Here is a 26,440-nt window from a genome sequence, read left to right on the forward strand (position 1 = left end):
AGGGTCTAGCGCGGGGCGGAGCCCCGCGAAAGCCGATCAGAACTGGCGGAGGACGTTGAGGAAGTCCTGCCCATAGGCATCGAGCTTGCGCGCACCCACGCCCGAAAGCTGGCCCATCTCGGCCAGCGAGGACGGCCGCACCATCGCCATGTCGCGCAGCACCGAATCGTGGAAGATGACATAGGGCGGAAGCCCGGTCTCCTGCGCGATTTCGCGGCGCTTGGCGCGCAGGGCCTCGAACAGCGGGTTACCGACCGGGTTCGGGACCGCGCCCTTGGCACCCTTGCGACGGCGTTCGCGGCGCGGCGGGAGGACGAGCTCCAGTTTCGCCTCGCCCTTGAGGATCGCCCGCGCCTCGGGGCCGAATTCCAGCCCGCCATGCTCGTTCGTGCGCAGCGCATCGCGCAGCAGCAGCGCGCGCGACACGGGCTTGAGCATCGCCACCTCGTCGCCGTCGACGATGCCGAACACCGAGAGCTTCTCGTGCCCGTTCATCAGGCTGCGCTCGGTCGAGACGCCGGTGAGGATCCCCTCGATATAGCCGACGCCGTACAGCATACCGGTGCGGAACACGGCCGAGAGGAATTTCTGCGCGGTGACGCTGGCGTCAATCGCCGCCGGCGGATTCAGGCAATTGTCGCAATTGCCGCAGGTCTCGGGCGCGTCCTCGCCGAAATGCTTGAGCAGGATGCGGCGTCGGCACCCGGCCGTTTCGACCAGTGCGCCGAGCGCGGTCAGCCGCGCGCGCTCGCCCGGCTGGCGCGACGGCTCCACTTCGCCGATCCGCTGGCGGGCCCGGGCGAAATCGTCCGCCCCCCAGAACAGATGCGCGACCGAGGGATCGCCGTCGCGGCCGGCGCGACCGGTTTCCTGGTAATAGGCCTCGATCGACTTGGGCAGCCCGGCATGCGCGACGAAGCGCACGTCGGGCTTGTCGATCCCCATGCCGAACGCGACGGTGGCGACCACCACCATGTCTTCGCTGGCGACGAATTGCGCCTGGTTGCGGCGGCGCACTTCGGGATCGAGCCCGGCATGATAAGGCAGCACCGACCGGCCCGTCTCTGCCGCGAGCTTTTCCGCCAGCTGCTCGACGCCCTTGCGCGTCTGGGCATAGACGATACCGGGGCCCGGATTCTCGGCAACGATATCGATGATCTGCCGCGTCGTGTTCTCGCGCGGGGCGATATGGTAGCGGATGTTCGGCCGGTCGAAGCCGGCGACGATGAGCCCGTCTTCCGGGATCCCCAGCTGTTCCAGGATGTCGGCCCGCGTATGCGCATCGGCCGTCGCGGTGAGCGCGAGCCGCGGCACTTCCGGAAAGCGATCGAGCAGCGGGCGCAGCAGCCGGTAATCGGGGCGGAAATCATGCCCCCATTCGGATACGCAATGCGCCTCGTCGATCGCGAACAGGCTGAGCGGCGCCTGGGTGAGCAGGTTGCGGAAGCCCTCGCCTGACGCTCGTTCCGGCGCGATATAGAGCAGGTCCAGTTCGCCCGCGCGGAACCGTTCGATCGTCTCGGCGCGATTGTCGTCCACCGAGGTGAGCGTGGCGGCGCGAATGCCCACCGCCTCGGCGGCGCGCAGCTGGTCGTGCATCAGGGCGATCAGCGGGCTGACGACGACGCAGGTCCCCTCCAGCATCACCGAGGGCAGCTGGTAGGTCAGCGACTTGCCCGCGCCGGTGGGCATCACCGCCAGCGTGCGCTGCCCGGCCATGACGCGGTCGACCACCGAGGCCTGCACGCCGCGAAAGGCGTCATAGCCGAAAACACGGCGGAGATGTTCAATGGGATCGGGACGCATGGCTGCCATCAGACTGCCCGGCACCTGCTTGCGCTGTCGAGCATATGTTAAATTGTTAACTTGTGGCTCGGTATTAGCCCGAATGTGCCGGGGGGCGCAAACGCAGGACGATGAAAACGATGCCACTCGAACCATCGGACGAAACCGCCCGTGTCGCCGAGCTCAAGGGCTATGGCGTGCTCGACACTCCCAACGAGGCCGAGTTCGATGCGATCGTCCGCGAAGCCGCTGCCGCGCTCGGCGTGCCGATTGCGCTGATTTCGCTGATCGACGAGAACCGGCAATGGTTCAAGGCGCGGGTAGGTCTGGAGCCGCAGGAAACCCCGCGCTCCATTTCCTTCTGCACCCATGCGATCCGCGGGCCGGACGTGTTCGTGGTCCACGATGCCCAGGCCGATCCGCGCTTCGCCGAGAACCCGCTGGTCACCGGCGATCCCAACATCCGCTTCTATGCCGGGGCACCCTTGCGCACCGCGACCGGCAAGCGGATCGGCACGCTCTGCGTGATCGACAGCATGGCCCGTCCGCAGCTGACCGCGCAGGATACCGCCCGCCTCACCCTGCTCGCCGAGAAGACGATGGAAGCGCTGGAGCGCCGACGCCAGCGCCTGGACGCCGCCGACGCGGCCTGAAGCGAAACAAACACCCACAGTTTTCGTGGTGCCAGCCCTTGCCGCTGCCCCCCATGATCCGGCAAAGCGGCCCGGATGACCGTCAGCGTGGACATGGGCGTCGACGGCACGGGCAGCCCCGTGCCGGTCGATCTGGAGGAGTTGCTTGCGACCCGGTTGCTCGTCCAGGGCAATTCTGGCTCCGGCAAGTCACACCTGCTGCGCCGGCTGCTCGAACAATCTGCCGGCCATGTCCAGCAGGTGGTGATCGACCCCGAGGGCGATTTCGTCACCCTCTCCGATCGCTACGGCCATCTCGCGATCGAGGCGGTCGACCATAGCGAGCGCGACGTCGCCCGCTTCGCCGCGCGCATTCGCGAACATCGTGCGTCGGTGGTACTGAGCCTCGAGGGGCTGGAGGCGGAGGGGCAGATGCGCTGCGCCGCCACCTTCCTCAACGGCCTGTTCGATGCGCCGCGCGACCATTGGTATCCCGCCCTGGTGGTGGTCGACGAGGCCCAGCTGTTCGCGCCCGCCGGTGGCGGCGAAGTGGCGGAAGAGGTCCGCCGCGCCTCGCTTTCGGCGATGACCAACCTCATGTGCCGCGGCCGCAAGCGCGGGCTGGCGGGCGTCATCGCCACGCAGCGGCTGGCGAAGCTTGCCAAGAACGTGGCGGCCGAAGCCTCGAACTTCCTGATGGGCCGTACCTTCCTCGACATCGACATGCAGCGCGCCGCCGACCTGCTCGGCATGGAGCGCCGCCAGGCCGAGGCGATCCGCGACCTGCAGCGCGGGCATTTCCTGGGACTTGGCCCCGCGATCACGCGGCGGCCGGTGGCGATCCGCATCGGCGCGGTGGAAACCAGCGCGCGCAGCTCGTCGCCGAAGCTGACGCCGCTACCGCAGGCGCCTACGGAAGACATCAAGGATCTGCTGCTCGCCCCGGCCGAGCCCGAATGGGTCCCGCCGGCCCCGCCGCCGGCGCATGCCTATGCCCAGCCGGAGACCGTGCTCGAGCAGCTTGCCCGTTCGGCGCCCTCCCCCATGGAAGTAGAGCCCGATCACGATCCCGACGAAGTCGCCGGCCTGGTCGCCGACGTGCTGCGCGCGATCGTCGAGGACGAGCAGTCGACGCTGCGATCGCCCGCGGTGCTGTACCAGGATTTCCAAGTGCGCTGCCGGATGGTGGGGCTGACCCGTCCGCCGCTCGACATTTCGGGATTTGTCCGCCGTCTGTCGGCGGCGCGCGCGGGCATCCATGGCGACCCCGACAACGAGTGGGCGCAGGCGCTGGAAGCGGCGCGTGCGCTGCCGGACGACATGCTCGCCCCCTTCCTGCTCGTCGCCAAGGCGGCGCGCGAGGGCCTGCCCTGCCCGAGCGATACCGATATCGCGACCAGCTACGGCACCAGCTCGCTTGGGCGCGCGCGCCGGTTGATGCAGTATATCGAGAGCAAGGGGCTGTTCGTCACCCGCGTGGATCTCTCGGGCAAACGCTCGATCACCATCCCGCGGCTCGGCTGGACGACGCAGGCCTCGGACGGCTGACCGCTAGCGGCGGTGCAGGCGAGCGTTGAGCGCGAACATGCACAATGCCCAGATCGCGCCGAAGCACCAGCCGGCAAGCACGTCCGACGGCCAGTGGACGCCGAGGAACACCCGGCTGCAGCCGATCAACAGCACCAGCAGCACCGCGATGGCGAGCAGATAGGCGCGGGCCCAGCGGCTTTCCTGAGTCTGCGCGACCATCACGCCGAGGGTAAGGTACACCGCCGCCGAGGTCATCGCATGGCCGCTCGGGAAGCTCGCGCTGGAAACATGGGCAAGATGGGGCACCACCTCCGGCCGCGGGCGATGCAGGACCATCTTGAGCAGCGCGTTGATCGAGGAGGCGCCGATCAGCGATCCACCGAGCAGCAACGCTTCGGCGCGTTTGCCGAACGCGAACAGGAAGATCAGCGTCGCCGCGCCGGCCAGGCACAGCACCGTGAAGCCGCCGAGCGCGCTGATATCGATCGCCGACTGGAGCAGCCAGGCCGGGCCGATCGGCGTACCGAGGTCACCCGGGCGGCGGAGTGCCAGCAGCAATTCGGGATCGAAGGCGAACCCGCTGGCGAATCGCAGGCACAGAAAGGCGGCAAGCCCTGCGAGCGACGCGCCCAGCAGGGCGAGTGCCGGCCAGAGCCATTGGCGGTTCGATTGCTGAAGCGGGTTGGAATCAGTCATGCGGCTCGCGTTTTGGAGGGAAGAGGCAGCGCCTTCGCATCGTCAGGTGCGAGCGCGCGCCGCAAAACCGCCGCCATCCCCGCGAAGGCGGGGATCCATTGGCGCTGATGCTGCGGCTCTACACGCGAACGCACACGCAAATGGATCCCCGCCTCCGCAGGGATGACGAGAGAATTGGGCTATGCGGCGGCCCGTCCCGGCGGTGGGGAGGTGCCTCATCCCTTCGGCCCGCGGCCTTCCAGCATGCCGGGCGCGATGAAGCCGATCGGCTGGATCGAGGAGGCCTGCTGCTTCAGCTTGCCCTGCATCGCGGCATAGTCGCTCTCCATCTCGGGCGTGACCGTGGCGCGCGAGTCCTTCAACGCTTCCTCGAAATGCGCCATCGTCACTTCGCGGGTCGCCAGCGACTGGCGGAGCGCGACCAGGCCGGCGCGGCGGACCACGTCTTCCAGGTCGGCGCCGGTATAACGCTCGGTCTGCTCGGCGATCGAACCCAGGTCGACGTCGCTGCCGAGCGGCATCTTCTCGGTCTGGATTCGCAGGATGCGCTCGCGCCCGGCCTTGTCCGGCACGCCAACATAGACGAGCTCGTCGAACCGGCCGGGGCGGAGCAGCGCCGGGTCGATCAGGTTCGGCCGGTTGGTCGCCCCGATCACCACCACCGACTGGAGTTCCTCCAGCCCGTCCATCTCGGCGAGGATGGTGTTGACCACCCGCTCTGTCACCTGCGGCTCGCCCATCGCACCACCCCTCGCGGGGACCAGGGAGTCGAGCTCGTCGATGAAGATCACGCAGGGCGCGACCTGGCGGGCGCGGGCGAACAGCCGGGCGATCTGCTGCTCGCTCTCGCCATACCATTTGGACAGGAGGTCGCTCGACTTGGTGGCGATGAAGTTCGCCTCCGCCTCGCGCGCCACCGCCTTGGCGAGCAGCGTCTTGCCGGTGCCCGGGGGCCCGTAGAGCAGGAAGCCCTTGGCCGGGCGGATGCCGAGGCGCCGAAACGCGTCCGGATCCTTGAGCGGCAGCTCGACGCCTTCCTTGAGCCGCATCTGCGCATCGTCGAGCCCGCCGACATCCTCCCAGCGGACTGTCGGCGCCTGCACCATCACTTCGCGCATCGCCGAAGGCTGGACGCGCTTCAATGCCTCCAGGAAATCGTCGCGGGTAACCGACAGCGTGTCCAGCACCTCGGGCGGAATCGTGCCTTCCTCCAGGTTGAGGCGCGGCATGATCCGGCGCACCGCCTCGATCGCCGCCTCGCGGGTGAGCGCGGCGAGATCGGCGCCGACAAAGCCATAGGTGGTGCGCGCCAGTTCGGCGAGATCGACATCCTCCGCCAGCGGCATGCCGCGCGTGTGGATGCCCAGGATCTCGCGACGGCCGCGATCGTCCGGCACGCCGACGACGATCTCGCGATCGAACCGGCCCGGACGGCGCAGCGCCTCGTCGATCGCCTCGGGGCGATTGGTCGCCGCGATCACGACGATGTTGGCGCGCGCTTCCAGCCCGTCCATCAGCGTCAGCAGCTGGGCGACGAGGCGCTTTTCGGCCTCGCCGGTCACCTGGCCGCGCTTGGGCGCGATCGAGTCGATCTCGTCGATGAACACGATCGAGGGCGCGTTCTTGGACGCTTCCTCGAACACCTGGCGCAGCCGCTGCTCGGATTCGCCATAGGCCGAGCCCATGATCTCCGGCCCGTTGATCAGGTGGAAGCTGGCATCGCTTTCGTTGGCGACCGCGCGGGCGAGCCGCGTCTTGCCGGTGCCCGGGGGGCCGTGCAGGATCACGCCCTTGGGCGGATCGACGCCCAGGCGCTGGAACAGCTCGGGGTAACGCAGCGGCAGCTCGACCATCTCGCGCAGCTGGTCGATCGTGCCGGCCATGCCGCCGATATCGTCATAGGTCACGTCGGCGCGGCGGCTTTCCTTCGCCTCCTCATATTCGGTGCGGAGTTCGACCTCGGTATTCTCGTCGATATGCACCACGCCACGCGGCACGGTGGAGAGCACCGTCAGGCGGATCTCCTGCAGCGCATAGGCGGGCGCGCGGACGAACTGCTGGACGTTGGGCGGCACGTCGGCGCGCTGGTGGCCGACCGTGGCGATCGTGTCGCCGGCGGTCAGCGGGCGGGTGAAGAAGGTGCGCTTCAGCGCCTCGCCGGTGCCGCGCAGGCGCAGATTCGCCTGTGCCGGTCCGAACACGACGCGGATCGCCGGCTTCGAATCGGCACGACGCACCTCGACAAAGTCGCCCGAGCCGACGCCGGCATTGGCGCGCTGCAGACCGTCGATGCGGAGCAGCTCCAACCCTTCGTCTTCGGAATAGGGGAGAACGGCACGCGCAGGGGTGGTGCGCTTGCCGACGATCTCGATCACATCCCCCTCGGTGATGCCGAGCGCGGCCATCAGACTACGCGGGATATGGGCCAGTCCGCGGCCGCTGTCCTCGGGCCGCGCATTGGCGACCTGGAGCCGGCGCTTGCGGGATTCGTCATCGGCCATTCTGGGTTCCTTCGTGGCGGTAGGCCCGAAAGCTAAGAACGGCGGAGGCAAAAAAAAGGGCCGCCTCAAAAAGGGCGGCCTTGGAAAGTTTTAGGAGAGGATGCCTGAAAGGCACCCCCTATGTGCAGTGCGGCACGGTTTTGTGCAAGTGCGAAAATTACACGGCGTAGATGCAGGACTTGCAATCAGTGTTGTCAATAGCGATACTGGCGGGGAGGAGGCGGGGCTGCTGCGCGGGGCAGTAGGTACCGCTTCGTGTATGCTGCGTTGCACAATCTAGAGAGTCGGATCCGATGCGTCGCCTTCCGCCGCTCACTGCTATCGAAGCCTTTGTCCAGGTCGCCCGCCTGGGCTCGATCAAGGCCGCGGCAGAGGAACTCGCCTTGTCTTCCCCGGCGCTTAGCCGGCGCGTGCAGGCGCTGGAGCGGTTCATCGGCAAGCCATTGTTCGAACGGCGCCACCAGTCGCTGCGTCTCAACGACGATGGCGACCGGCTCCTCAGCCTGATCGCACCCGCACTCGACACGATGACCGACGCGATCGAGACGATGACGAGCGGCAGCGAGTTGCTGCGGCTCCGGCTCGGGGTGCTGCCGCTCTATGCGACGCAACAGCTGCTGCCCCGACTGCCCGAGCTCAAGAAGCAGCACCCCCAGCTGCACCTCGACGTCGATACCGGCAGCCACGGCATGGCGCGGCTCGGCGACGGGCTCGACGCCGCGATCGTCATCGCCCGCGATATCGATCCCGGCTATTACTCCCGCCGGCTGGATCGCAATCGTGTCCATGTGATTGGCGCGCGGACCCTGGTGGAAGGTCCCAACCCGGTCCGCGACCCGACCGATCTTTCGCGCCTCACGGCCCTGGTCCACCGCGAAATGCCCGAGACCTTCACCGCCTGGCGGATGGCGGCGGGCTATCCGGATCTCGAGCCCGCCGCGATCGACCTGTTCGATTCGGGCAATCTGATGCTGGAAGCCGCCGCGCAGGGGCTCGGCGTCGCGTTCATGCTCGAATCCCACTACCAGTCGGCGCGCGACGACCGGCTGGTGCAGCTGTTCGATCTCGCAGTGGAGAGCCATTACAGCTACTGGTTCGTCTGCCGCCCCCGGGCGCTGACGTTGCGCCCGGTGCAGATCTTCCACGACTGGTTGATCTCGGCGATGGGCGCCGACCTGCTGGACCTGCCCCAGGGCTGACCCTGCCCCTTTGGGCAAAGTCAATGGAATGGGCACGGCAGATCGCCTACATGGGCACCATGTCGCCGCTCAACGCCTTCCTGCTGTTCCTCGCCACCGTGCTCGGCATGGAGCTGTTTGCCTATGCCGCACATCGCTGGATCATGCACGGGCCGGGCTGGTTCCTTCACGCCAGCCATCACCGGCCCCGCACCGGCAACTGGGAGCTGAACGACCTGTATGCCGCGATTTTCGCGGTACCGTCGTTCGTGCTGCTGCTGGGCGGCGTGCAGCTCGGCTGGTGGCCGGGCTTCACCTGGATCGGCGCGGGGATCGCCGCCTATGGCGCGATTTATTTCGGCTTCCACGACCTGATCGTCCACAAGCGCATCCGCCACCGCTACATCCCGCGTTCCAGCTATATGAAGCGGATCGTCCAGGCGCACCGGCTCCACCATGCGGTACGCACCCGCAAGGGGACGGTGAGCTTCGGCTTCCTCTATGCGCCCAAGCCAGAGGTGCTGAAGGCGCAGCTGCGCGAAAGCGGCGCCGTCGTCCAGCGGATCACCATCCCGGATTGAGGCGTTTACCCGGATTGACGGCGGCGGCTCCCAGACCCACATTTTGGGCCTATGGAACAGCTGAATCTCCCCGAATCCGAATGGCGCAAGCGCCTCACCCCCGAGCAGTTCCACGTGCTGCGCGAGGCCGGCACCGAGCGCCCGTTTGCGGGCCGCTACAACGACAACAAGGCCGACGGCATCTATCGCTGCGCCGGCTGCCAGCTGGAGCTGTTCGACAGCATCGACAAATATGATTCCGGCTCCGGCTGGCCCAGCTTCACCCAGCCGGTGGCGCCGGACCATGTCAGCGAGCATGCCGATGTCAGCCACGGCATGCGCCGGGTGGAGGTGCGCTGCGCCCGGTGCGACGGTCATCTCGGCCATGTCTTCCCCGACGGACCGCCGCCGACCGGCCTGCGCTACTGCATGAATTCGGTCAGCCTGGAGTTCCGGCCGCGCGCCGCAAGCGCATCGGCCGCCTGACCCGCGTGGCCAACTCCTTGTGAGAAGGCCCCGCACGCTGTAATCGCGGACCCCGTACATGGTCGCGAAATCGAAAACCGCAGCTGCGCCCTGGTGGCGCCGGGGCTCCTTCTGGAAGAAGTTCTTCCTCTGGTCGTTCTTCAGCGGCCTGGGGGTGGTGCTGATCGCCACCATCGCGCTGGTGATCGCCGTCTACTCGGCGCGCTCGACGCTGCCCAGCTTCGACGAGCTGAAATCCTCGCCCAACGGCCAGATGATCCGCGTCCACGCGGTCGACGGCACGGTGCTGGTCTCGCTCGGGCCGAGCTATGGCGACTGGATCAAGTACGACCAGATCCCGCAGGTGATGAAGGACGCGATCATCGCCACCGAGGATCGACGCTTCGAATCCCACTGGGGCGTCGATCCCGTCGGCATCGTCCGCGGCGTGCGCAACAGCCTGGGCCATAAGGGCAGGGTGAGCGCTGTCTCGACGATCACCCAGCAGCTGGCGCGCAACGTGTTCCTCACGCTCAAGCGCTCCTATGGCCGCAAGGTGCGCGAAGGCGTGCTGGCGCTGGCGCTGGAGCGCAAGTTTTCCAAGCAGCAGATCCTCGAGCTGTACCTCAACAAGGTCTATTTCGGCGGCGGCGCCTATGGCATCGATGCCGCCAGCCGCAAGTTCTTCGGCCATCCGGCGACCAGCCTGAGCCTCGCCGAGGCCTCGGTGATCGCCGGCCTGGTCAAGGCGCCCTCGCATTATTCGCCGAGCGCCGACGCCCAGGCGGCGGTGGAGCGCGCCAGCGTGGTGCTCGACCTGATGGTGGAGACCGGCAAGATCAGCAAATCCGAAGCCGCGGCCACCGATCCGCGCACGGTGCAGCTGGCGCCCGAGCCCAAGCAGAACAGCGTCCGCTACTTCACCGACTGGGCGCTGCCGCAGCTGGAGACGCTGATCGACGAGACCGACGCGCCGCTCGATGTGTGGACCACGCTGGACCTCAACATGCAGCGCAGCGCCGATGCCGCGATCCGCACCAACGCGCCGGACGGGGCACAGGGCGCGCTCGTCTCGATCGACCGCGACGGCGCAGTGCGCGCGATGGTGGGCGGCAAGGACTATGTGTCCTCGATCTACAACCGCGCGACCCAGGCGCAGCGCCAGCCGGGTTCTTCGTTCAAGCTGTTCGTCTATCTGGCCGCACTCGAAGCCGGGCATAAGCCGGACGACATCGTCGTCGACGAACCGATCACGATCGACGGGTGGAGCCCGCGCAACGATTCGCGCCGCAACAGCGGCCCGATCACCATCCGCACCGCCTTCGCCTATTCGGTGAACACCATCGCGGCGAAGCTGGGCCAGGAGGTGGGCTTCACCACCGTGGCGGACATGGCGAAGCGCTTCGGCATCACCACGCCGGTCAACACCCAGCCGGCGATGGTGCTCGGCACCTCCAACGTACGCCTGATCGACATGACCCGCGCCTTCGCCTCGGTCGGCAACAACGGCGTGGCGGTGACCCCCTATGGCATCACCCGCGTGACCGCGAACGGCAAGGTGATCTACCAGCACGAGGTGGATACGAGCCATGTGCTCGTCGCCAACTATGTCGCCGCGCAGATGATCGACCTGATGCAGACCGCAGTCGCCACCGGCACCGGCCGCGCCGCGCAGATCGGCCGTCCGGTGGCGGGCAAGACCGGCACGACCACGTCGAACAAGGATGGCTGGTTCATCGGCTTCTCCAGCGGCCTCACCACGGGCGTGTGGATGGGCCGGGACGATGCCAAGGTGGTGCCGGGCCTGCAGGGCGGCCGGGCCCCGGCGCGCGCCTTCCACGACTTCATGATCCAGGCGGTCGCCAACCGCCCGATCGAACAGTTCGAGACGCAGCTGACCCCGCCCGACAACATGCTGGAGCCCGATGCGGATGCCTATGGTGCGCCCGACAACGGCATGATGGTCGATCAGGACGGCAACCCGATCGCCCAGCCGCCGCAGGTGCCGGTGGAGCCGCAGGACGGCGACGGCAGCGACGGCGCCGCGCCGGTCCAGCAGGGCGGCCGTCCGGCACCGGTCCAGCCGCAACAGGGCGAGAAGCTCGATCGCGACTGGATCAACCGGATGACCGGCCGTGCGCCGGCGCAGCAGCAGCCCAATCGCCCGCAGCAGCGCCAGCCTGCCCCGCAGGACCGCCAGCGCCCCAACGACGAATATTAAGCCCGGCCCACCCAGTGCAGCCCGGCACCATGGCGGCGTAGCCAGTGCCGGTGCGGGGTGGGGTCGGCGCCGTAGAGCTGCTCGACCAGCGCGTGGAAGTCGGGGCCGTGGTTCATGTGCACCCGATGCGCGACTTCATGGGCCACCGTTGCCCGGCGGACCGCGCTGGGCGCGAGGATGAGCCGCCAGCTATAGCGGATCACACCGGTCGAGGCACAGCTGCCCCAGCGGCTTCGGGCATCGCCGATCGCCACCTTGGTGACCCGAACGCCCGCCAGTGCCGCATAGTGCGCGGTCTCCTCGCTCAGCACCCGCAGCGCCTCGGCGCGCAGCCAGCGCTCGACCCGGCGGCCGAGCCCCTCCCCGGTACCGCCGCACAGCAGCTGGTCGCCCTCGCGCCGCACGCCGCGCACGCCTGCCGCCGGCCAGACGATGGTCAGCTCGCCGTCGCCGAAGGGCAGGGTGGCGCCCGGCACGAAGGGTCGCCCGCCCGGCAGGCGCTCGCGCTGGGCGTCGATCCAGCCCTGCTGCTCGCCTACCCATTGCATCGCCTTGGCGAGGCTGGCGCGCGGCGGAATCGTCAGGCGCACCTTGCCGTCGCGGGGATCGATCGCGAGCCGCATCCGCCGCGCGCGGGGATGGCGGATCACTTCGAGCCCCTCGATCAAAGGCGGCGGTCCGTCATGTGATGTTCGAGGTCGCCGGCATCGTCCTCGGAGATCGTCCAGCCGCGCGTGGATTCGCCCGCCATGTGCACCGCCTCGCGGTCGCCGCTGACGAGATAATGCCAGTCGGGCAGCTTCTCGCCATTGGCGCGCAGCCGATAGGCACAGGTGCTGGGCAGCCATTCGATGTCGCGAACGTTGCGCGTCGTCAGCCGCACGCATTCGGGCACATAGGCGCGGCGGTGCTTATAATCCTTGCACAGCCCCATGCGACGATCGAGCAGCTTGCAGGCGACGTTGGTCGCGAACAGTTCGCCCGTCTCCTCATCCTCCAGCTTGTGGAGGCAGCATTTGCCACAGCCGTCGCACAAGGCTTCCCACTGCGCGCGATCGAGCGCCTCCAGCGGCAGATCTTCCCAGAATTTGATGGTCACCGCACCCAATGCTCAAGCTCGGCGACGATCGCCGGGGGATCCTTCTCCAGCGGCAGGCTGGTGATCGGCTTGCCGTCCGGGCCCATCAGATAGGCCACTTGCGTATGGCCCATGAGATAGCCCGACGGCGTCGGCTGCTTCATATAGGCAATCGCATAGGCCTTCGCCACCTGCGCGATGGCCTCCGGCTTGCCGGTAAGGCCGACCAGGCGCGGATGGAAATTGCCGACATATTGCTTGAGCTGCGCCGGCCCGTCGCGCTCGGGATCGACGGTGATGAACAGCGGCACGATCTTCTGCGCCGTGCGCGGTGCCTGCTTGTCGAGCGTGCGCAACGCCGCGCCGATCTTGGCAAGGTCCGTCGGGCACACGTCCGGGCAATAGGTGTAGCCGAAATAGACAATGCGGTACCTGCCCGCGAAGTCGGCATCGGTGACCGTCTTGCCGTCCTGATTGACGAGGGTGAAGGGCCCGCCGATCCGTGCGCCAGCCAGGGGCGGCGCCTCCGAAGACGCCCCCCCGCAGGCGGAAAGCGCCAGCATTGCGGAAGGTATCAACGCGCGAAACATCCAGTTCATGGTAACCACCGCCAGTCTTTGCTACGAGGGTCGCCGCATCCGTCGCCAGTATCGAAGGTACCGATCCAGCAATGACGTCCCGTCTCGCCTCTGCCGCCGTCGCGGCCCTGCTTCTCCTGCCGCTTCCCGCTTTTGCCCAGGGCATGGGCCAGCCGCGCGAAAGCATCCAGTTCCTCGACGCGATCCGTAAGCAGGACGGGAACAAGGTCAACGAGTTCCTGCGCGACAAGGCCAGCTCGCTGATCAACGTCAAGGATCCGTACGGCACGGGCGAGTCGGCGCTGCACATCGTCGTCAAGCGCCAGGATCCGACCTATCTCTCGGTGCTGATCAACCAGCCGGGCGTCAACGTGAACATCCAGGATCGCGAGGGCAACACCCCGCTGCTCTTTGCCGCCAGCCTTGGCTGGGGTGCGGGCGTCGACGCACTGATCGCCAAGAAGGCCAATGTGAACCTCGCCAACAACGGCGGCGTCACCCCGCTGATCCGCGCGGTGCTTGCCCATGATTCCGAGGTCGTGAAGAAGCTGCTCGACGCCGGTGCCGACCCCGATCGCGCCGATTTCGGCGGCGGCCTGTCGGCCCGCGAATATGCCGCGCGCGAGACGCGCTACCCGACGATCGCCAAGCTGCTCGCCGATGCTCCCAAGGTGGGCCGGGCCGCCGCCGCCGCGGGCCCCAAGCTCTAAGCCTTGCTCAGAACCCGTCGGCGACGTCGGGATCGAGCATGCCCAGCAGCCTTCGTCCCGCACGCCGGGCGAAGGCGAGCGTGGCCTTGCGCCGCGCTGCCGCCGCCAGCGGTATCGTCGCCGCCTCGCGCGCGACCGCCGCATCATAGCGATCGGCGACGATCAGGCCGGTACGTTCGGGGAGGAAATGCTGCTGGTCGAGCGGCCGCAGGTCGAATCCCTGTGGCACCGCCCAGAAGAAGCGGTCGCAATGCTCGAGATATTCGGGCCATTTGCCGTCGCCGAGCAGGTCCGCGCGCGATACCTTGATCTCCACGATGACGATATTGCCGCGCGCATCCAGCGCCATCAGGTCGACCCGGCGGCCACCGTCCAGCGGTACTTCGGCGATCGCCACGCAATCATGCCGCAGCAGCATCCGGCAGACCCCGCGCACGACATCCGCCGCGACCAGCGCGTCGGCCGAGGCGGAGAAACTGGCGGGGAGGGGCTGATGGGCGTTCATGCGAACGGTATAGAACATTCAGCGAACACGAAAAAGCCGCCGAATCGCTTCGGCGGCTCTTTCAGGCGATCGGGATGCGCCGATCAGCGATAGAAGACGTGGTTTCCTACCGTTGCCACGGTACGGCCGGTGCCGGCGCCGACATAGCGCGCATGGAAGAACAAGGCGCCTTCGGCCGGGCTCTCCCACAGATTCTTGCGGGCGACCTGTGCCACGGCAAGGGCGCGGCGCCATTGGGCATTCGCCGGCGGGGTCGGCAGCTTGCCGCCACGTACGAACGAGAACTGGCCCTTCTGCGTCATGACCGAGCATACCGTGCGGGGGAATCGACCCGAGGTGCTGCGATTGAGGATCACGTCGGCAACGGCAAGCTGGCCGGAGAGCGGCTCGCTGCGTGCCTCGTAATAGACGCCGGTGGCCAGGCAGCGCAGCTCGCGATCGTCTTCCATCGCGGCGGCAACGTCCTGCTGCGCGGCGACCGCATCGGACAGGCTGGCATATTCTGTGGCGAGCGCGGGGTCGCCCTGCTGTTCCACCGCAGCCTGGGGCGCGGGAACCTGCTGGGCCGGAGGGGCGTTTTCTGCCCGTGCGGGTGCGGATGGAACCGTGACCTGAACCTGCTGGGCCTGCTGCGGGAGCGGCGCGAGGTTGAGCGTGGCGGCATTGGCAAGTGCCCCAGCGCAGAAGGTCACAGCTGCGAAAGTGGCAGCCCGCGGCAGAAACTTCATTACAGATCAATGTTATGCGGTTGGCGCGCGGATGACCGTATCTCTTCCGAGAACTGCCCCCGGGCGTACCCCCCGACTGCGTAACCGCTCGACTTCACACCCCGAACGGCACAACGCGACGTGTTATGGCAGGTGCTTGGCCGGGGGAGGGTTACGGTGTCAACAAAGGTTCATCGTTTCAGCGGCGAACCGTTCGGCGCCTGCGATATCCAGTTCGACGACCCACAAATCGGCATCGCGCTCGCGGCGGCGTCGCCAATAGGCAAGTGCCTCGGCCTCGTCGGCAAGGTCCTTGGGACCTGATGGAAGAAGGGCAGGCACACCTTCCGGGCCAGTTCCGCGCTCGACGAAGCGTGGATTGCAGCCGCGCTCGAGCAACAGCAGCAGGACTGCGCCGGACATGGGATCGCCTTTGGCGAGTACCATCGCCGATCCGCCCTCAGCATCGGCTCGTCGCACCAGCGCGCTCACCAGCATCGTGCTGGTCAGCCGCGGCGTCATGCGGCGCGATAGCCGGGCAGGGTGGCGAGCGGGATACGCGAGCGCATGAAGGTACCGGTACCCCGCGCCGCCTCCTCGCCATTGGCGTCGATCAGGCGCGCCTCGCCCACGAACACGCGGCGCTGGCCGCTTACCCAGCGGCCTTCGGCGATCACCGGCCCCTCGGGCAGCGGCTTCGTCAGCAGCAGGTTGAACGCGGTCGTCAGCAGGAAGCGATCGGTGACGAGGCTATTGGCCGCGTAGAAGGCGGCGTCGTCCAGCATCTTGAAATAGCTGGTGCCGTGGGCCGCTCCCGCTGCGTGGAAATAGCGCGACTCCACCTCGAAGCGGATCCGCGCGACTCCGGCTTCGGGAATTTCGAGAACCGACGGGAACAGCTGGTTGATCGGCGCGGCGGCGTAGAGCGATTCGAGCGCTCGGAAATGCGCCTCGGCCCCGGTCGGCGCCGTGTCAGGCGGCGTCACGCGCCTCGACTCCGGTCAGCAGCACGTAGAGCGCATCGGGCGAGCCTGCGCCGCGCAGCTTTTCGGCAAAGGGGCGCTCGCGCAGGCGGCGCGACACCGAGGCGAGCGCCTTCAGATGCTCGGCCCCGGCGTTGGCCGGCGACAGCAGCATGAACACCAGGTCCACCGGCAGATCATCGATCGCACCAAAATCGACCGGCTGGGCAAGACGCGCGAACACCCCGCACACGCGCGGCAGGTCGTCCAGCCGCGCATGGGGAATGGCGATACCGCCGCCGAAGCCGGTGGAGCCCAGCCGCTCGCGCTCGATCAGCCGCTCGGCCACCAGCTTGGCGTCGACGCCGTGCGCCGCTGCCGCCGCAGACCCGAGCTGCTGGAACAGCGCCTTCTTGTTGCTTGCCACCACGCCGGCGAGCACCGCCTCCGGCACGAGCAAATCGCTCAAATCAGTCATTTACTCGTTCCAAAGAAGCGGCTGCCCGCAGGCAGGCTGGCGCCTTACGCCGGTGCGCGGTTGGGCTCAACCCAGCCGATCGTCCCGTCCCCGCGGCGATACACCATATTATAGGCGCCGGTGCCGCTGTTGCGGAACAGCAACGCGTTGGTATTGCGCAAGTCCAGCATCATCACCGCATCCGAAACCGTCGCATCCGGCACGTCGACCCGAGTCTCGGCGATCACCAGCGGGGCGTCGGCGACTTCCTCCTCGGCATGCGGCTCCTGGAACAGGGTGTAGCCGGCATTGTCGAAGCCGTTGTCATAGGCGCCGCCTTCGGCCAGCGCGATCACTTCGTTCGGGCGTCGGTCCTTGAGGCGACGGACATAACGGCGCAGCTGCTTGTCGATCCGGTCCGCCGCGCCATCGAACGCACCATGCGCTTCCATGCCGCTGTTGGTCGCCTTGAGCACGAGCCCCTGCGTCACGTGCATCACGATGTCGCATTTGAAGCCGTTGTCGTGCGGCCCCTTGCCGAAGGTGATCTGCGAGGAAATGGCGCGGGAGAAATACTTGTCGGCGATACCCTGGACCCGATCCGTCACCTGCGTCTTGAGCGCCTCGCCCGTATCGACCTGATGCCCCGAGATCCGGATATCCATAATGTACCTCCACTTCGCAATTAAGGACGAGCGACCTAGGGCTGCGCCGGAACCGCGTCGATTGTGGGAACACCCCATAGCGGCTCGTCCAGGGACTTCAGAAACGCTGCGTGCCGTTCAAGTTCCGCCGCACTCGCGGTGAATCGCCGCGCCGGTCGGACGTGCACCCGGCTTGGCGCCTCGGCGACCGTTTCCGGCACCACCGGCACTTCCTCGGCGAGCCCCAGCGTGATCTGGCGGCCGCCGGTAAGCTCGACATAGACCTGCGCCAGCAGCTGCGCGTCGAGCAGTGCGCCGTGCAGGGTACGCGCGCTGAGATCGATGCCGTAACGGCTGCACAGCGCGTCCAGCGTGTGCTTGGCGCCGGGATGTTTGGTGCGCGCAAGTACCAGCGTGTCGACCATGCGGCTCAGGTCGATCGGCGTTCGGCTGCACTTGCCGAGCTCGCCGTTCAGAAAGCCGAAGTCGAACCCCGCATTGTGCGCGACCAGCGGCGAGTCGCCGATGAAGTCGAGCAGGTCCTCGACCACGTCCTCGAACAGCGGCTTGTCCGAGAGGAACCGCTCGGACAGGCCGTGGACGTTGAACGCCTCCACCGGCATCGGCCGCTGCGGATTGATATAGGCGTGGAAATGGCTGCCGGTGGCAACCCGGTTGACCAGCTCGACACAGCCGATTTCGACTAGGCGATCTCCGCCTGAGAAGCTGAGTCCCGTCGTTTCGGTGTCAAACACGATTTCCCGCATGGAGCGCTTATCCACCCGCAGGCGGCGCGAGGCAAGCGATCACCGCGCGTACGCAATCTTCCGTAACCTGCAGGCCTTCGCCGGTGGGAATCACGAAATCGGCGCGGGCGCGCTTTTCCGCGTCGGGCATCTGGCGCGCGAGAATGGCGTCGAAGCGTTCCGCGGTCATGCCGGGGCGGGCGAGGACGCGATCACGCTGGACGTCGGGGGGCGCGGAGACGACGGCGATCTTGTCGACATGCCGCCAGCCGCCGGCCTCGAATAGCAATGGTACGTCAAGAACCACCAAGGGCGAGGCGGCATGCAGAGCGAGGAACGACTCGCGCGCCTCCGCGACTGCGGGGTGCAGAATCGCCTCGAGTCGCGCAAAGGCGGTGGGGTCCGCCATCACCGCCTCGCGCAGCAGCGTGCGATTCACGCCGAGATCGGTGGTGGTGTCCGGAAATTCGGCCTCGATGGCCGCCACCGCCGCGCCGTTCGGGCCCTGGAGCTGGTGGACGGTCACGTCGGCATCGAACACCGGCACGCCGTCCGCCGCGAACATCGCCGCGACGGTCGACTTGCCCATGCCGATCGAGCCGGTGAGGCCCAGCACGATCGGCCGCCGGCTCATGCGGTGAGCAGCGCGCGCAGTTCGTCGTCGCGGTCGCGCGGAGGCTCGGCGCCGAAGAAGAGCTCGAAGGCGAGCGCGGCCTGGCCGACCAGCATTTCCAGTCCGTCCACCGTATCCAGTTCCCGGTCGCGTGCCTGGGCGAGCAGCGGCGTCTCCAGCGGGGCATAGACGATGTCGTACACCACCGCGTGCTCCGGCAGCGGCGCGAGATCCAGGTCGAGCGGCGGCTGGCCTGCCATCCCGAGCGGGCTGGCGTTCACCAGCAGGTCGGCAGCGGGCAAGGGGGCGCCGATCGGCAGCGCGTCGCCCTTCACCCCGAAGCTGGAGAGCAGCGCGGCTGCCTTGAGCACATTGCGGTTGAGGATCGTCACCTTGCCGATGCCGACGCGGGACAACGCGAACAGCACGGCCCGCGCACCGCCGCCCGCGCCAGCGACCACCGCGTGGCGGCCTTCCAGCTCCAGCCCTGCGATCGGCGAGAAGAAGCCGCCGGCATCGGTGTTGGTGCCGATCAGCGCGCCATCCTCGCCGCGGATCACGGTGTTCATCGCACCGATCGTACCCCGCACCCCGCCGGGATCGCCGACGAGATCCATCACCGCCAGCTTGTGCGGGATGGTGACGTTGCAACCGCGCCAGTCGGAATCATCCTTGGCACGGGCGAAGTAGGCCGCGAGGTCGTCGCCGAGCACATGGGCGCGGCGATAATCGCCCTCGATTCCCAGGGCATCGAGCCAGAATTTGTGGATGATCGGCGATTTGGAATGGGCGATCGGATCGCCGATCACCTCGGCATAACGAGTCACTTGGGCATCACTCCGCGGGTGCGCAGATAGTCGAGAATCGGCAGCAGCGGCATGCCGAGGATGGTGAAGTGGCTGCCTTCGGTGCGGTGGAACAGCTGCACGCCGGGCCCCTCGATCCGGAAGCAGCCGACGCAGCCGGCGATCGCCGGCCATTCCAGGTCGAGATAGGATTCGATGAAGGCGCCGCTCAGCGGACGGACATGCAGCTTCGCGCGATCGACATGGCGCCACACCGGGCGGCCGCCCTCCGCGATCACCGCCGCGCTGTAGATGTCGTGGGTCTTGCCCGACATGCGCCGGAGGTGATCGCGCGCCTGTTCGCGGCTCTCGGGCTTGTCGAGCAGGCTGCCGTCGTCGAGCGCGACCAGCGAATCGCCGCCCAGCACCAGCGCCTGCGGCGCCATGCGCGAGACCTTGAGCGCCTTCAGCTCGGCGAGCGCATCGGCGAGGTCGCGGGGAGACGTTCCCTCGGCGAGCAGCGATTCCTTGGCGCTGGCCTCATCGACCAAGGCCGGCAGCGCCTCGTGCGCCACACCCGCGGCATCGAGCATCGCCCGGCGCGACGCGCTCTGGGAGGCAAGGACGAGAGTCGGCATTATCGGCGGTCCATTTCACGGTCGTTGCACAGCTGGATGATCGCGGCGGCGGTTTCCTCGATCGAGCGGCGGGTGACGTCGATCACCGGCCAGCCATTGTCGGCGAACATCCGCCGGGCAAAGGCGATTTCGCGCTGCACGGCTTCCTGGTCGACATAATCGGTCTCGGGCGCCTGGTTCAGCGAGAGCAGCCGGTTGCGGCGGATCTGCACCAGCCGGTCGGCGCTGGTAGTAAGGCCCACGATCAGCGGCCGCTTCAGCTGGAACAGCTTGGGCGGCGGCGGCGATTCCACCACTACGGGAATGTTCGAGACCTTGTAGCCGCGATTGGCGAGGTAGATCGAGGTCGGCGTCTTCGACGAACGCGACACGCCGGCGAGGACGATGTCGCTTTCCTCCCAATCCTCCCAGCCGATCCCGTCGTCATGCGCGATGGTGAACTGGATCGCGTCGACGCGCGCGAAATAGGCGGCGTCGAGCATGTGCTGGCGTCCGGGGCGCGCCTTTGCTTCCTGGCCGAGCAGGTTGGAGAGCGCATGGCTCACCGGATCGAGCGGCGCGATCGCGGGCAGCCCCAGCGCGCGGCAGCGCGTCTCGAGCATCCGCCGGATGTCGCGATTGACCAGCGTGTAGATCACCAGCCCCGGGTTCTGGGCGATCTCCTGCAGAATGCGCTCGAGATGCGCCTCGCTGCGCACCATCGGCCAGAAATGGCGCAGCGGCTCGACATCGTCGAACTGCGCCAGCGCCGCCTTGGCGATGTTTTCCAGCGTCTCCCCGGTGGAGTCCGAGAGCAGGTGCAGGTGCAGCCGCATCAGGCTGGGGACGGATCTGTGCATAACATGGCGAACAAGCGGTAGCGTAACCGCGGCACCCGGCCAACCCGCCGAGATTCGGGATTCGCCGCGTGATTCGTCCACAGCCGCATCCCCAGCTTGTGCTTTTCATTCACAGGGTGTGAGTCTTGTGGACAGATTTCCCGAATCCGGGCGAATCCGTATGGCCGCAGGAGTCAAATTGTTGGCAACTGACTCACATCGCCATAAGCCCCGGCTTTCACCGGCCAACAGACTCCAACATCCTGAGAATCGAATCTTCTAGTAGTGGGATCCCGGCTCTGACTCTTCGCGCTTCCAAGCCGCTGCTCGCGACCCTCCGTGGAACTCGCCAGCCCGTTCCACCCGTCTGGCTCATGCGCCAGGCCGGCCGATACCTGCCCGAATACCGTGCGCTCCGTGCTAAGAAGGGCGGATTCCTCGCGCTCGCAATGGATTCCGACTCCGCCGCCGAGATCACGCTGCAGCCGATCCGTCGCTTCGGCATGGACGGCGCGATCCTCTTTTCCGACATTCTCGTGGTGCCGATGGCGCTAGGCCAGAAGCTCTGGTTCGAGACCGGCGAGGGCCCCAGACTCGCCCCGACGGTGACCGCGCGGGACGTGCTCGACGGCTTCGATGCCGATTCCAGCGTCCTGGAGCCCATCTACGGCACGATTCGGCGGGTGAAGGCGTCCCTGGACCCCTCGACCACCTTCCTGGGCTTTGCGGGCTCTCCCTGGACCGTGGCGACGTACATGATCGCCGGGCAGGGCAGCCGCGAGCAGGCCGAAGCGCGCCGCCTCGCCTATCGCGACGAGGGCCTGATGCAGGCGCTGGTCGATCGCATCGCCGACCAGACCATCGCCTATCTGCGCGCCCAGGCGGAGGCGGGCGTCGAGGCGGTGCAATTGTTCGACAGCTGGGCAGGCAGCCTCAGCCCCGCCCAGTTCGAACGCTGGGTGATCGCCCCCAACGCGCGGATCGCGGCCGCCGTTCGGGATCTGGTGCCCGTGATTGGATTCCCGAAGGGGGCAGGGGGCAAGCTCGCCGCCTATGCTCGCGAAACCGGCGTCGATGCGATCGGACTCGACGAGACGGTCGACCCCGCATGGGCTAACGCGGTGCTGCCGGAAGGGCTACCGGTGCAGGGCAATCTCGATCCGCTGGCGCTGATCACCGGCGGCGCGGCGCTGGACAGCGCGATCGACCGGATCCTCACGGCCTTTCCGGCGCGGCCGCACGTGTTCAACCTGGGGCACGGCATCCTGCCCGACACGCCGATCGCGCATGTTGAGCAGCTGCTGGCCCGTATCCGAGGAACCGCAGCATGATCGGCTGGCTGGGCAGTGCCTATCTCTGGGTGAAGGCGTTCCACGTCATCTTCGTGATTTTCTGGATGGCGGGGCTGTTCCTGTTCCCGCGCTATCTCATCCACCACCAGGAGGCGCTCGGCACGCCCGAGGCGGCCGCCTGGGCGAAGCGCGAGGCGCTGCTCAAGCGGATGATCCTCACGCCCTCGATGGTCATCGTGTGGGTGCTGGGGCTGGCGCTGTCGGCCAATATCGGGCTTTTCGACGGGCAGGCGGGCATCGGCTGGCTCCACGCCAAGCTGCTGCTCGTGGTGCTGCTCAGCGGCTATCACGGCTGGGCGATAGGCTATGGCAAGAAACTCGCACGCGGCGAGGCGCCGATCGCCACGCGCACGCTGCGCTTCCTCAACGAAGTCCCGGCGTTGGCACTGGTCTTCATCGTCATCCTCGCCGAGGTGAAGCCGTTCTGACGCTCACTCAACAATCGGCCGTCATCCCGGCTTTCGCCGGGATGACGATTGAAGGCGGCGTTTCCGAGATCAGCACCCGCAAATCTGCGCCGAATCGCAGTTGACTTGGGGGGAGCCGCTACCTAATTTTGCAGTCGTGTACCGAACCCCGGTGCATCCTTCCTCCAAGCATCGACTCCTGCGCGTACCTATCGCCGATCGACGCTCTCCCCCTTAGAATTTCCGGACCTTCCATGCATCTCAAGGACCTCAAGAAAACCGCCCCCGCCGAACTGGTCACCATGGCCGAGGCATTGGGCGTCGAGAGCGCGTCGACGCTGCGCAAGCAGGACCTGCTTTTCGCCATCCTCAAGGCCCAGGCCGAACAGGGTGACCAGATCATGGGCGAAGGCACGATCGAAGTGCTGCCCGACGGCTTCGGCTTCCTGCGCTCGCCCGAGGCGAACTATCTCGCCGGCCCCGACGACATCTATGTCAGCCCCAATCAGGTCCGGAAGTTCGGCCTGCGCACCGGCGACACTGTCGAGGGCGAGATCCGCGGGCCGAAGGACGGCGAACGCTATTTCGCGCTCACCAAGCTGGTGAAGGTCAATTTCGACGATCCGGATGCGGTGCGCCACCGCGTCAACTTCGACAACCTCACCCCGCTCTATCCCGAGCAGAAGCTGCGCCTCGACACGCTCGACCCGACGGTCAAGGACAAGTCGGCCCGCGTGATCGACATCGTCGCGCCGCAGGGCAAGGGCCAGCGCGCGCTGATCGTGGCACCGCCGCGCGTCGGTAAGACGGTTCTCCTCCAGAACATCGCCAAGGCGATCACCGACAACCACCCCGAAGTCTTCCTGATCGTGCTTCTCATCGACGAGCGCCCGGAAGAAGTCACCGACATGCAGCGTTCGGTGAAGGGCGAAGTGATCAGCTCGACCTTCGACGAACCGGCGACGCGCCACGTGCAGGTCGCCGAGATGGTGATCGAAAAGGCCAAGCGCCTGGTCGAGCACAAGAAGGACGTGGTGATCCTGCTCGACTCGATCACCCGCCTCGGCCGCGCCTACAACACCGTGGTGCCGAGCTCGGGCAAGGTGCTGACCGGCGGTGTCGACGCCAACGCCCTGCAGCGCCCGAAGCGCTTCTTCGGTGCCGCGCGCAACATCGAGGAAGGCGGTTCGCTCTCGATCATCGCCACCGCGCTGATCGACACCGGCAGCCGCATGGACGAAGTGATCTTCGAAGAGTTCAAGGGCACCGGCAACTCGGAAATCGTCCTCGACCGCAAGGTGGCGGACAAGCGCATTTTCCCGGCGCTCGACGTCGGCAAGTCGGGTACCCGCAAGGAAGAGCTGCTGGTCGAGAAGGCCAAGCTCACCAAGATGTGGGTGCTGCGCCGCATCCTGATGCAGATGGGCACCGTCGACGCGATGGAATTCCTGCTCGACAAGATGAAGGATTCGAAGACCAACGAAGACTTCTTCGACAGCATGAACCAGTAACGTAGCGGCTTTCGCTCGTGATTTCGGAAAGGCCGGGCCGTGGTGCCCGGCCTTTTTGCGTTTGAATGCAGGGAACGTCTGGCGTCTCGCGCGCGTAGGCGTTGCGTACGCCAATGGGGGCGCTAGGGTTTCGGCATGATCGATCTTCTTCTCAGCGCAGCCGCGGCGGGCGTCGGCTCCCCGCTCGACATCTGGCAGCACATCGTCGCCGATTTCTCCAATCTCGGCGATCCGTCCGCGCTGGCAGCGTTCGGTTCGGTGCTGATGATCGACCTGGTGCTGGCCGGCGACAATGCGATCGTCGTCGGCGCGCTGGCGGCAGGGCTGCCGGCCGAGCAGCGCAAGAAGGTGATCCTGATCGGCATCGGCGCGGCGCTGGTGCTGCGCATCGCGTTCGCGTTGATCGTCAGCTGGCTGATGGGGATCGTCGGGCTGATCTTTGCGGGCGGGCTGCTGCTGCTCTGGGTCAGCTGGAAGTTCTGGCGCGAGATCCGCCATGGCGGCGAAAGCGCGGGCTCCGAGGAAATCGAGGGCGACGAGCATTCGGGAGTCCGTGCCGCGCGCAGCTTCGCGGGTGCCGCCTGGGCGGTCGCCGTTGCCGACGTCTCGATGAGTCTCGACAATGTGCTGGCAGTCGCCGGCGCCGCGCGCGAGCATCCCGGCATCCTCGTCGTGGGTCTGTTGCTGTCGGTCGCGCTGATGGGGCTCGCGGCGAACCTGATCGCCAAGCTCATCGATCGCTACCGCTGGATCGCCTATTTTGGCCTGGCGGTGATCGTCTTCGTCGCGTTCAAGATGATCTACGAAGGCTGGGTGGGTACTGCCGGCACCCCGGGGATCACCAGCCTGTTCTGAGCCCCTGGTCCCCTCCCTGCGCGGCAGGGAGGGGAGGGGGTGCCTCAGCCGAGATGCGCGGCGAAGAATTCTTCCGTGCGTTTGTCCGCCATCTGCGCGGAGGATTCCGAGCGGCGCTTGCCCATCTCGGCGGCAAAGCCATGGTCCTCGCCCGGATAGTCGTACAGCGTGACCTTGGGGTGATCGTCGAGCCCCTCGTGCATCTTGGCCTGCACTTCCGGCGAGACGAAATGGTCGGCCTCCGGAATATGCAGCAGCAGCGGCTTGGCAATCGCGTGCTTCTCGCCGAGCAGCCCGTCGATGCCGACCGCATAATAGCCGACGCTGGCGTCGATGTCGGTGCGCGCCGCGGTCATATAGGCGAGGCGGCCGCCGAGGCAGAAGCCCACCGCACCCACCTTGCCGCCGCCCAGTTCGGCACGCGCGACCTGGATAGTCGATTCGATGTCGGCCACGCCCTTGTCCTGGTCGAACTTGCCCATCCAGTCGAGTGCCTGCTGCATCTCCTCCGGCACGTCCGCATCGAGTTCGATGCCCGGCTGCAGGCGCCAGAACAGGTCGGGCGCGATCGCGAGATAGCCCTTGGTAGCCCAGCCATCGCACTTCTTGCGGATGCCTTCGTTCACGCCGAAGATTTCCTGGATCACGATAACCGCAGCGCGGGGTGTGCCCTCGGGGCGCGCGACATAGGCGGAGAAGCTGCCGCTCTCGTCCAGCGCGTCGATCGTCAGGGTGCTCATAGCAGATACTCTCCGGTTAACCGCCGCTCGTGATCGAGCAGCCAGGATTTGGTGGTCGGCCCTTCACCGGCCGAATAGGCGCCCAGCCTGCCGTTCTGGTTCAGCACGCGGTGGCAGGGCACGACTAGCGGGAAGGGATTGCGGGCACATAGCTGTCCGATCGCCCGTGCGCTGGAACCAAGTACATGCGACAATTCACCATAGCTCATCGTCTGGCCGAACGGCACGGCGATCAAGCCATCCCGAAGAATAGCACCCCGCGCAGTGGCAGGACGTGCCAGGGGAAGATCGAAGCCGCGCCGCGCGCCGGCGAACCATTGTTCGATCTGTTCGCTGGCCCTACGGACGGCGTCGGCGGTGCCCGGTGCGATGTCCCCCTCCGCCCCGATCTGAATGCGGTACAATTGTTGGTCGTCGCCTTCGATCCGGATCCGGCCGATGGGCGTTGCGATCAGGGCATGGTCGCGCGCATACATGAAATACGGCCTAGCAGGGGGTCGGCGATGCGCTCAAGCGCGGAAGGGATCATATGAAGATCAACGTCGAAGTCGAGTGTACGCCGGAAGAAGCCCGCCGCGCCATGGGGCTGCCGGACCTTACGCCGGTGCACGATCGCTACGTGAAGCTGATGGTACAGGCGATCGAGAATCACGGCACGCCGGAAGGGTTCGAGCAGATGATGCGCAGCTGGGCGCCGATGGGCGAGGCGGGCATGAACTTCTGGCGCGGCCTGTTCGACGCGGCGACCAAGAAGCCGGGTAGCTGA

Annotated in this window: 31 protein-coding genes; 12 read left to right on the forward strand and 19 right to left on the reverse strand. The window is 67.0% G+C overall.

Features of this window, described 5'->3' with window-relative positions:
• Nucleotides 1–36: 36 nt before the first annotated feature.
• The gene (recQ, locus tag QZ814_RS02490) at nt 37–1,806 is read right to left on the reverse strand and encodes a DNA helicase RecQ (protein ID WP_294329572.1); all 1,770 of its coding nucleotides are present in this window, start codon (nt 1,804–1,806) and stop codon (nt 37–39) included.
• A 119-nt stretch (nt 1,807–1,925) separates the two neighbouring features.
• Here recQ and QZ814_RS02495 point away from each other — a divergent pair, with 119 nt between their 5' ends.
• Nucleotides 1,926–2,438, forward strand: coding sequence for a GAF domain-containing protein (locus QZ814_RS02495; protein WP_294329499.1), 513 nt, complete (start codon nt 1,926–1,928; stop codon nt 2,436–2,438).
• A 75-nt stretch (nt 2,439–2,513) separates the two neighbouring features.
• A complete protein-coding gene (locus QZ814_RS02500; protein ID WP_294329500.1) occupies nt 2,514–3,965 on the forward strand; it encodes an ATP-binding protein in 1,452 nt (483 codons plus the stop codon).
• A 3-nt stretch (nt 3,966–3,968) separates the two neighbouring features.
• Here the strand turns inward: QZ814_RS02500 and QZ814_RS02505 are convergent, their stop codons facing one another.
• Together QZ814_RS02505 and QZ814_RS02510 are read right to left on the reverse strand one after the other, a co-directional pair.
• Nucleotides 3,969–4,643 carry a phosphatase PAP2 family protein gene (locus QZ814_RS02505; RefSeq protein ID WP_294329501.1) on the reverse strand — a complete coding sequence of 225 codons (675 nt, stop codon included), beginning with the start codon at nt 4,641–4,643 and terminating at the stop codon, nt 3,969–3,971.
• Nucleotides 4,644–4,858: 215 nt separating this feature from the next.
• On the reverse strand, nt 4,859–7,144 hold the full coding sequence (locus QZ814_RS02510; protein ID WP_294329503.1) for a CDC48 family AAA ATPase: 2,286 nt from the start codon (nt 7,142–7,144) through the stop codon (nt 4,859–4,861).
• Between the two features lie 293 nt (nt 7,145–7,437).
• Here QZ814_RS02510 and QZ814_RS02515 point away from each other — a divergent pair, with 293 nt between their 5' ends.
• From QZ814_RS02515 to QZ814_RS02530, 4 genes are read left to right on the forward strand one after another with little or no spacing between them, the layout of a single operon-like run.
• Nucleotides 7,438–8,343 carry a LysR substrate-binding domain-containing protein gene (locus QZ814_RS02515; protein ID WP_294329504.1) on the forward strand — a complete coding sequence of 302 codons (906 nt, stop codon included), beginning with the start codon at nt 7,438–7,440 and terminating at the stop codon, nt 8,341–8,343.
• A 23-nt stretch (nt 8,344–8,366) separates the two neighbouring features.
• Nucleotides 8,367–8,903: a sterol desaturase family protein gene (locus tag QZ814_RS02520; RefSeq protein WP_294329505.1), complete on the forward strand. Its 537-nt coding sequence runs from the start codon at nt 8,367–8,369 to the stop codon at nt 8,901–8,903.
• A 51-nt stretch (nt 8,904–8,954) separates the two neighbouring features.
• Complete coding sequence (msrB, locus tag QZ814_RS02525) at nt 8,955–9,368, forward strand: peptide-methionine (R)-S-oxide reductase MsrB (protein WP_294329506.1); 414 nt, start codon at nt 8,955–8,957, stop codon at nt 9,366–9,368.
• Between the two features lie 58 nt (nt 9,369–9,426).
• Nucleotides 9,427–11,568 (forward strand): PBP1A family penicillin-binding protein, encoded by a 2,142-nt coding sequence (locus QZ814_RS02530; RefSeq protein ID WP_294329507.1) that lies wholly within the window; start codon nt 9,427–9,429, stop codon nt 11,566–11,568.
• Here QZ814_RS02530 and QZ814_RS02535 read toward each other — a convergent pair.
• From QZ814_RS02535 to QZ814_RS02545, 3 genes are read right to left on the reverse strand one after another with little or no spacing between them, the layout of a single operon-like run.
• The gene (locus tag QZ814_RS02535; RefSeq protein WP_294329508.1) at nt 11,565–12,236 is read right to left on the reverse strand and encodes a SprT family zinc-dependent metalloprotease; all 672 of its coding nucleotides are present in this window, start codon (nt 12,234–12,236) and stop codon (nt 11,565–11,567) included. The genes QZ814_RS02530 and QZ814_RS02535 overlap by 4 nt on opposite strands.
• Nucleotides 12,233–12,676: a YcgN family cysteine cluster protein gene (locus QZ814_RS02540; RefSeq protein ID WP_294329510.1), complete on the reverse strand. Its 444-nt coding sequence runs from the start codon at nt 12,674–12,676 to the stop codon at nt 12,233–12,235. The genes QZ814_RS02535 and QZ814_RS02540 overlap by 4 nt, the downstream gene beginning before the upstream one ends.
• Nucleotides 12,664–13,245 (reverse strand): SCO family protein, encoded by a 582-nt coding sequence (locus tag QZ814_RS02545; protein ID WP_294329511.1) that lies wholly within the window; start codon nt 13,243–13,245, stop codon nt 12,664–12,666. The genes QZ814_RS02540 and QZ814_RS02545 overlap by 13 nt, the downstream gene beginning before the upstream one ends.
• A 71-nt stretch (nt 13,246–13,316) precedes the next feature.
• Between QZ814_RS02545 and QZ814_RS02550 the strand changes: the two genes are divergently transcribed.
• Nucleotides 13,317–13,934, forward strand: a complete 618-nt coding sequence (locus tag QZ814_RS02550; protein WP_294329512.1) for an ankyrin repeat domain-containing protein — start codon at nt 13,317–13,319, stop codon at nt 13,932–13,934.
• Between the two features lie 7 nt (nt 13,935–13,941).
• Here QZ814_RS02550 and QZ814_RS02555 read toward each other — a convergent pair whose 3' ends face one another.
• The 11 genes from QZ814_RS02555 to QZ814_RS02605 all read right to left on the reverse strand — a co-directional run bounded on the left by QZ814_RS02555 (nt 13,942) and on the right by QZ814_RS02605 (nt 20,806).
• Nucleotides 13,942–14,439 carry an MmcB family DNA repair protein gene (locus QZ814_RS02555; protein ID WP_294329513.1) on the reverse strand — a complete coding sequence of 166 codons (498 nt, stop codon included), beginning with the start codon at nt 14,437–14,439 and terminating at the stop codon, nt 13,942–13,944.
• Between the two features lie 83 nt (nt 14,440–14,522).
• The gene (locus tag QZ814_RS02560) at nt 14,523–15,131 is read right to left on the reverse strand and encodes a cell wall hydrolase (protein ID WP_294329514.1); all 609 of its coding nucleotides are present in this window, start codon (nt 15,129–15,131) and stop codon (nt 14,523–14,525) included.
• A 195-nt stretch (nt 15,132–15,326) separates the two neighbouring features.
• Nucleotides 15,327–15,668, reverse strand: coding sequence for a DUF1491 family protein (locus tag QZ814_RS02565; protein WP_294329515.1), 342 nt, complete (start codon nt 15,666–15,668; stop codon nt 15,327–15,329).
• Nucleotides 15,665–16,132, reverse strand: a complete 468-nt coding sequence (locus tag QZ814_RS02570; RefSeq protein ID WP_294329516.1) for a PaaI family thioesterase — start codon at nt 16,130–16,132, stop codon at nt 15,665–15,667. The genes QZ814_RS02565 and QZ814_RS02570 overlap by 4 nt, the downstream gene beginning before the upstream one ends.
• A complete protein-coding gene (locus tag QZ814_RS02575) occupies nt 16,119–16,586 on the reverse strand; it encodes a PTS sugar transporter subunit IIA (RefSeq protein ID WP_294329517.1) in 468 nt (155 codons plus the stop codon). Before QZ814_RS02575 ends, QZ814_RS02570 begins: the two co-directional genes overlap by 14 nt.
• A gap of 44 nt (nt 16,587–16,630) precedes the next feature.
• On the reverse strand, nt 16,631–17,230 hold the full coding sequence (raiA, locus tag QZ814_RS02580; protein ID WP_294329518.1) for a ribosome-associated translation inhibitor RaiA: 600 nt from the start codon (nt 17,228–17,230) through the stop codon (nt 16,631–16,633).
• Between the two features lie 35 nt (nt 17,231–17,265).
• Entirely contained in the window at nt 17,266–17,976 is a 711-nt protein-coding gene (gene dnaQ, locus QZ814_RS02585) for a DNA polymerase III subunit epsilon (RefSeq protein WP_294329519.1), read from the reverse strand.
• Between the two features lie 7 nt (nt 17,977–17,983).
• Nucleotides 17,984–18,589 (reverse strand): dephospho-CoA kinase, encoded by a 606-nt coding sequence (gene coaE / locus QZ814_RS02590; protein ID WP_294329520.1) that lies wholly within the window; start codon nt 18,587–18,589, stop codon nt 17,984–17,986.
• Complete coding sequence (gene aroE, locus QZ814_RS02595) at nt 18,586–19,395, reverse strand: shikimate dehydrogenase (RefSeq protein ID WP_294329521.1); 810 nt, start codon at nt 19,393–19,395, stop codon at nt 18,586–18,588. Before aroE ends, coaE begins: the two co-directional genes overlap by 4 nt.
• Complete coding sequence (locus tag QZ814_RS02600) at nt 19,392–19,991, reverse strand: nucleoside triphosphate pyrophosphatase (RefSeq protein WP_294329522.1); 600 nt, start codon at nt 19,989–19,991, stop codon at nt 19,392–19,394. Before QZ814_RS02600 ends, aroE begins: the two co-directional genes overlap by 4 nt.
• Nucleotides 19,991–20,806: a pyruvate, water dikinase regulatory protein gene (locus QZ814_RS02605; protein WP_294329573.1), complete on the reverse strand. Its 816-nt coding sequence runs from the start codon at nt 20,804–20,806 to the stop codon at nt 19,991–19,993. The genes QZ814_RS02600 and QZ814_RS02605 overlap by 1 nt, the downstream gene beginning before the upstream one ends.
• A gap of 302 nt (nt 20,807–21,108) precedes the next feature.
• Here QZ814_RS02605 and hemE point away from each other — a divergent pair, with 302 nt between their 5' ends.
• From hemE to QZ814_RS02625, 4 genes are all read left to right on the forward strand, one after another.
• On the forward strand, nt 21,109–22,140 hold the full coding sequence (hemE, locus tag QZ814_RS02610) for a uroporphyrinogen decarboxylase (RefSeq protein WP_294329574.1): 1,032 nt from the start codon (nt 21,109–21,111) through the stop codon (nt 22,138–22,140).
• Nucleotides 22,137–22,589, forward strand: coding sequence for a CopD family protein (locus QZ814_RS02615; protein WP_294329523.1), 453 nt, complete (start codon nt 22,137–22,139; stop codon nt 22,587–22,589). The genes hemE and QZ814_RS02615 overlap by 4 nt, the downstream gene beginning before the upstream one ends.
• A gap of 233 nt (nt 22,590–22,822) precedes the next feature.
• Nucleotides 22,823–24,079, forward strand: coding sequence for a transcription termination factor Rho (rho, locus tag QZ814_RS02620; protein ID WP_010542711.1), 1,257 nt, complete (start codon nt 22,823–22,825; stop codon nt 24,077–24,079).
• Nucleotides 24,080–24,214: 135 nt separating this feature from the next.
• Complete coding sequence (locus QZ814_RS02625; protein ID WP_294329524.1) at nt 24,215–24,934, forward strand: TerC family protein; 720 nt, start codon at nt 24,215–24,217, stop codon at nt 24,932–24,934.
• A gap of 44 nt (nt 24,935–24,978) precedes the next feature.
• On the opposite strand, the gene QZ814_RS02630 is transcribed toward QZ814_RS02625, so the two are convergent.
• Nucleotides 24,979–25,674, reverse strand: coding sequence for a dienelactone hydrolase family protein (locus tag QZ814_RS02630; protein ID WP_294329525.1), 696 nt, complete (start codon nt 25,672–25,674; stop codon nt 24,979–24,981).
• Nucleotides 25,671–26,150: a methylated-DNA--[protein]-cysteine S-methyltransferase gene (locus QZ814_RS02635; protein WP_294329526.1), complete on the reverse strand. Its 480-nt coding sequence runs from the start codon at nt 26,148–26,150 to the stop codon at nt 25,671–25,673. Before QZ814_RS02635 ends, QZ814_RS02630 begins: the two co-directional genes overlap by 4 nt.
• 53 nt (nt 26,151–26,203) lie before the next feature.
• On the opposite strand from QZ814_RS02635, the gene QZ814_RS02640 reads away from it, so the two are divergent.
• Nucleotides 26,204–26,440 (forward strand): DUF6489 family protein, encoded by a 237-nt coding sequence (locus tag QZ814_RS02640; RefSeq protein ID WP_093296285.1) that lies wholly within the window; start codon nt 26,204–26,206, stop codon nt 26,438–26,440.

This window comes from uncultured Sphingomonas sp., assembly GCF_913777625.1.
GTDB lineage: Bacteria > Pseudomonadota > Alphaproteobacteria > Sphingomonadales > Sphingomonadaceae > Sphingomonas.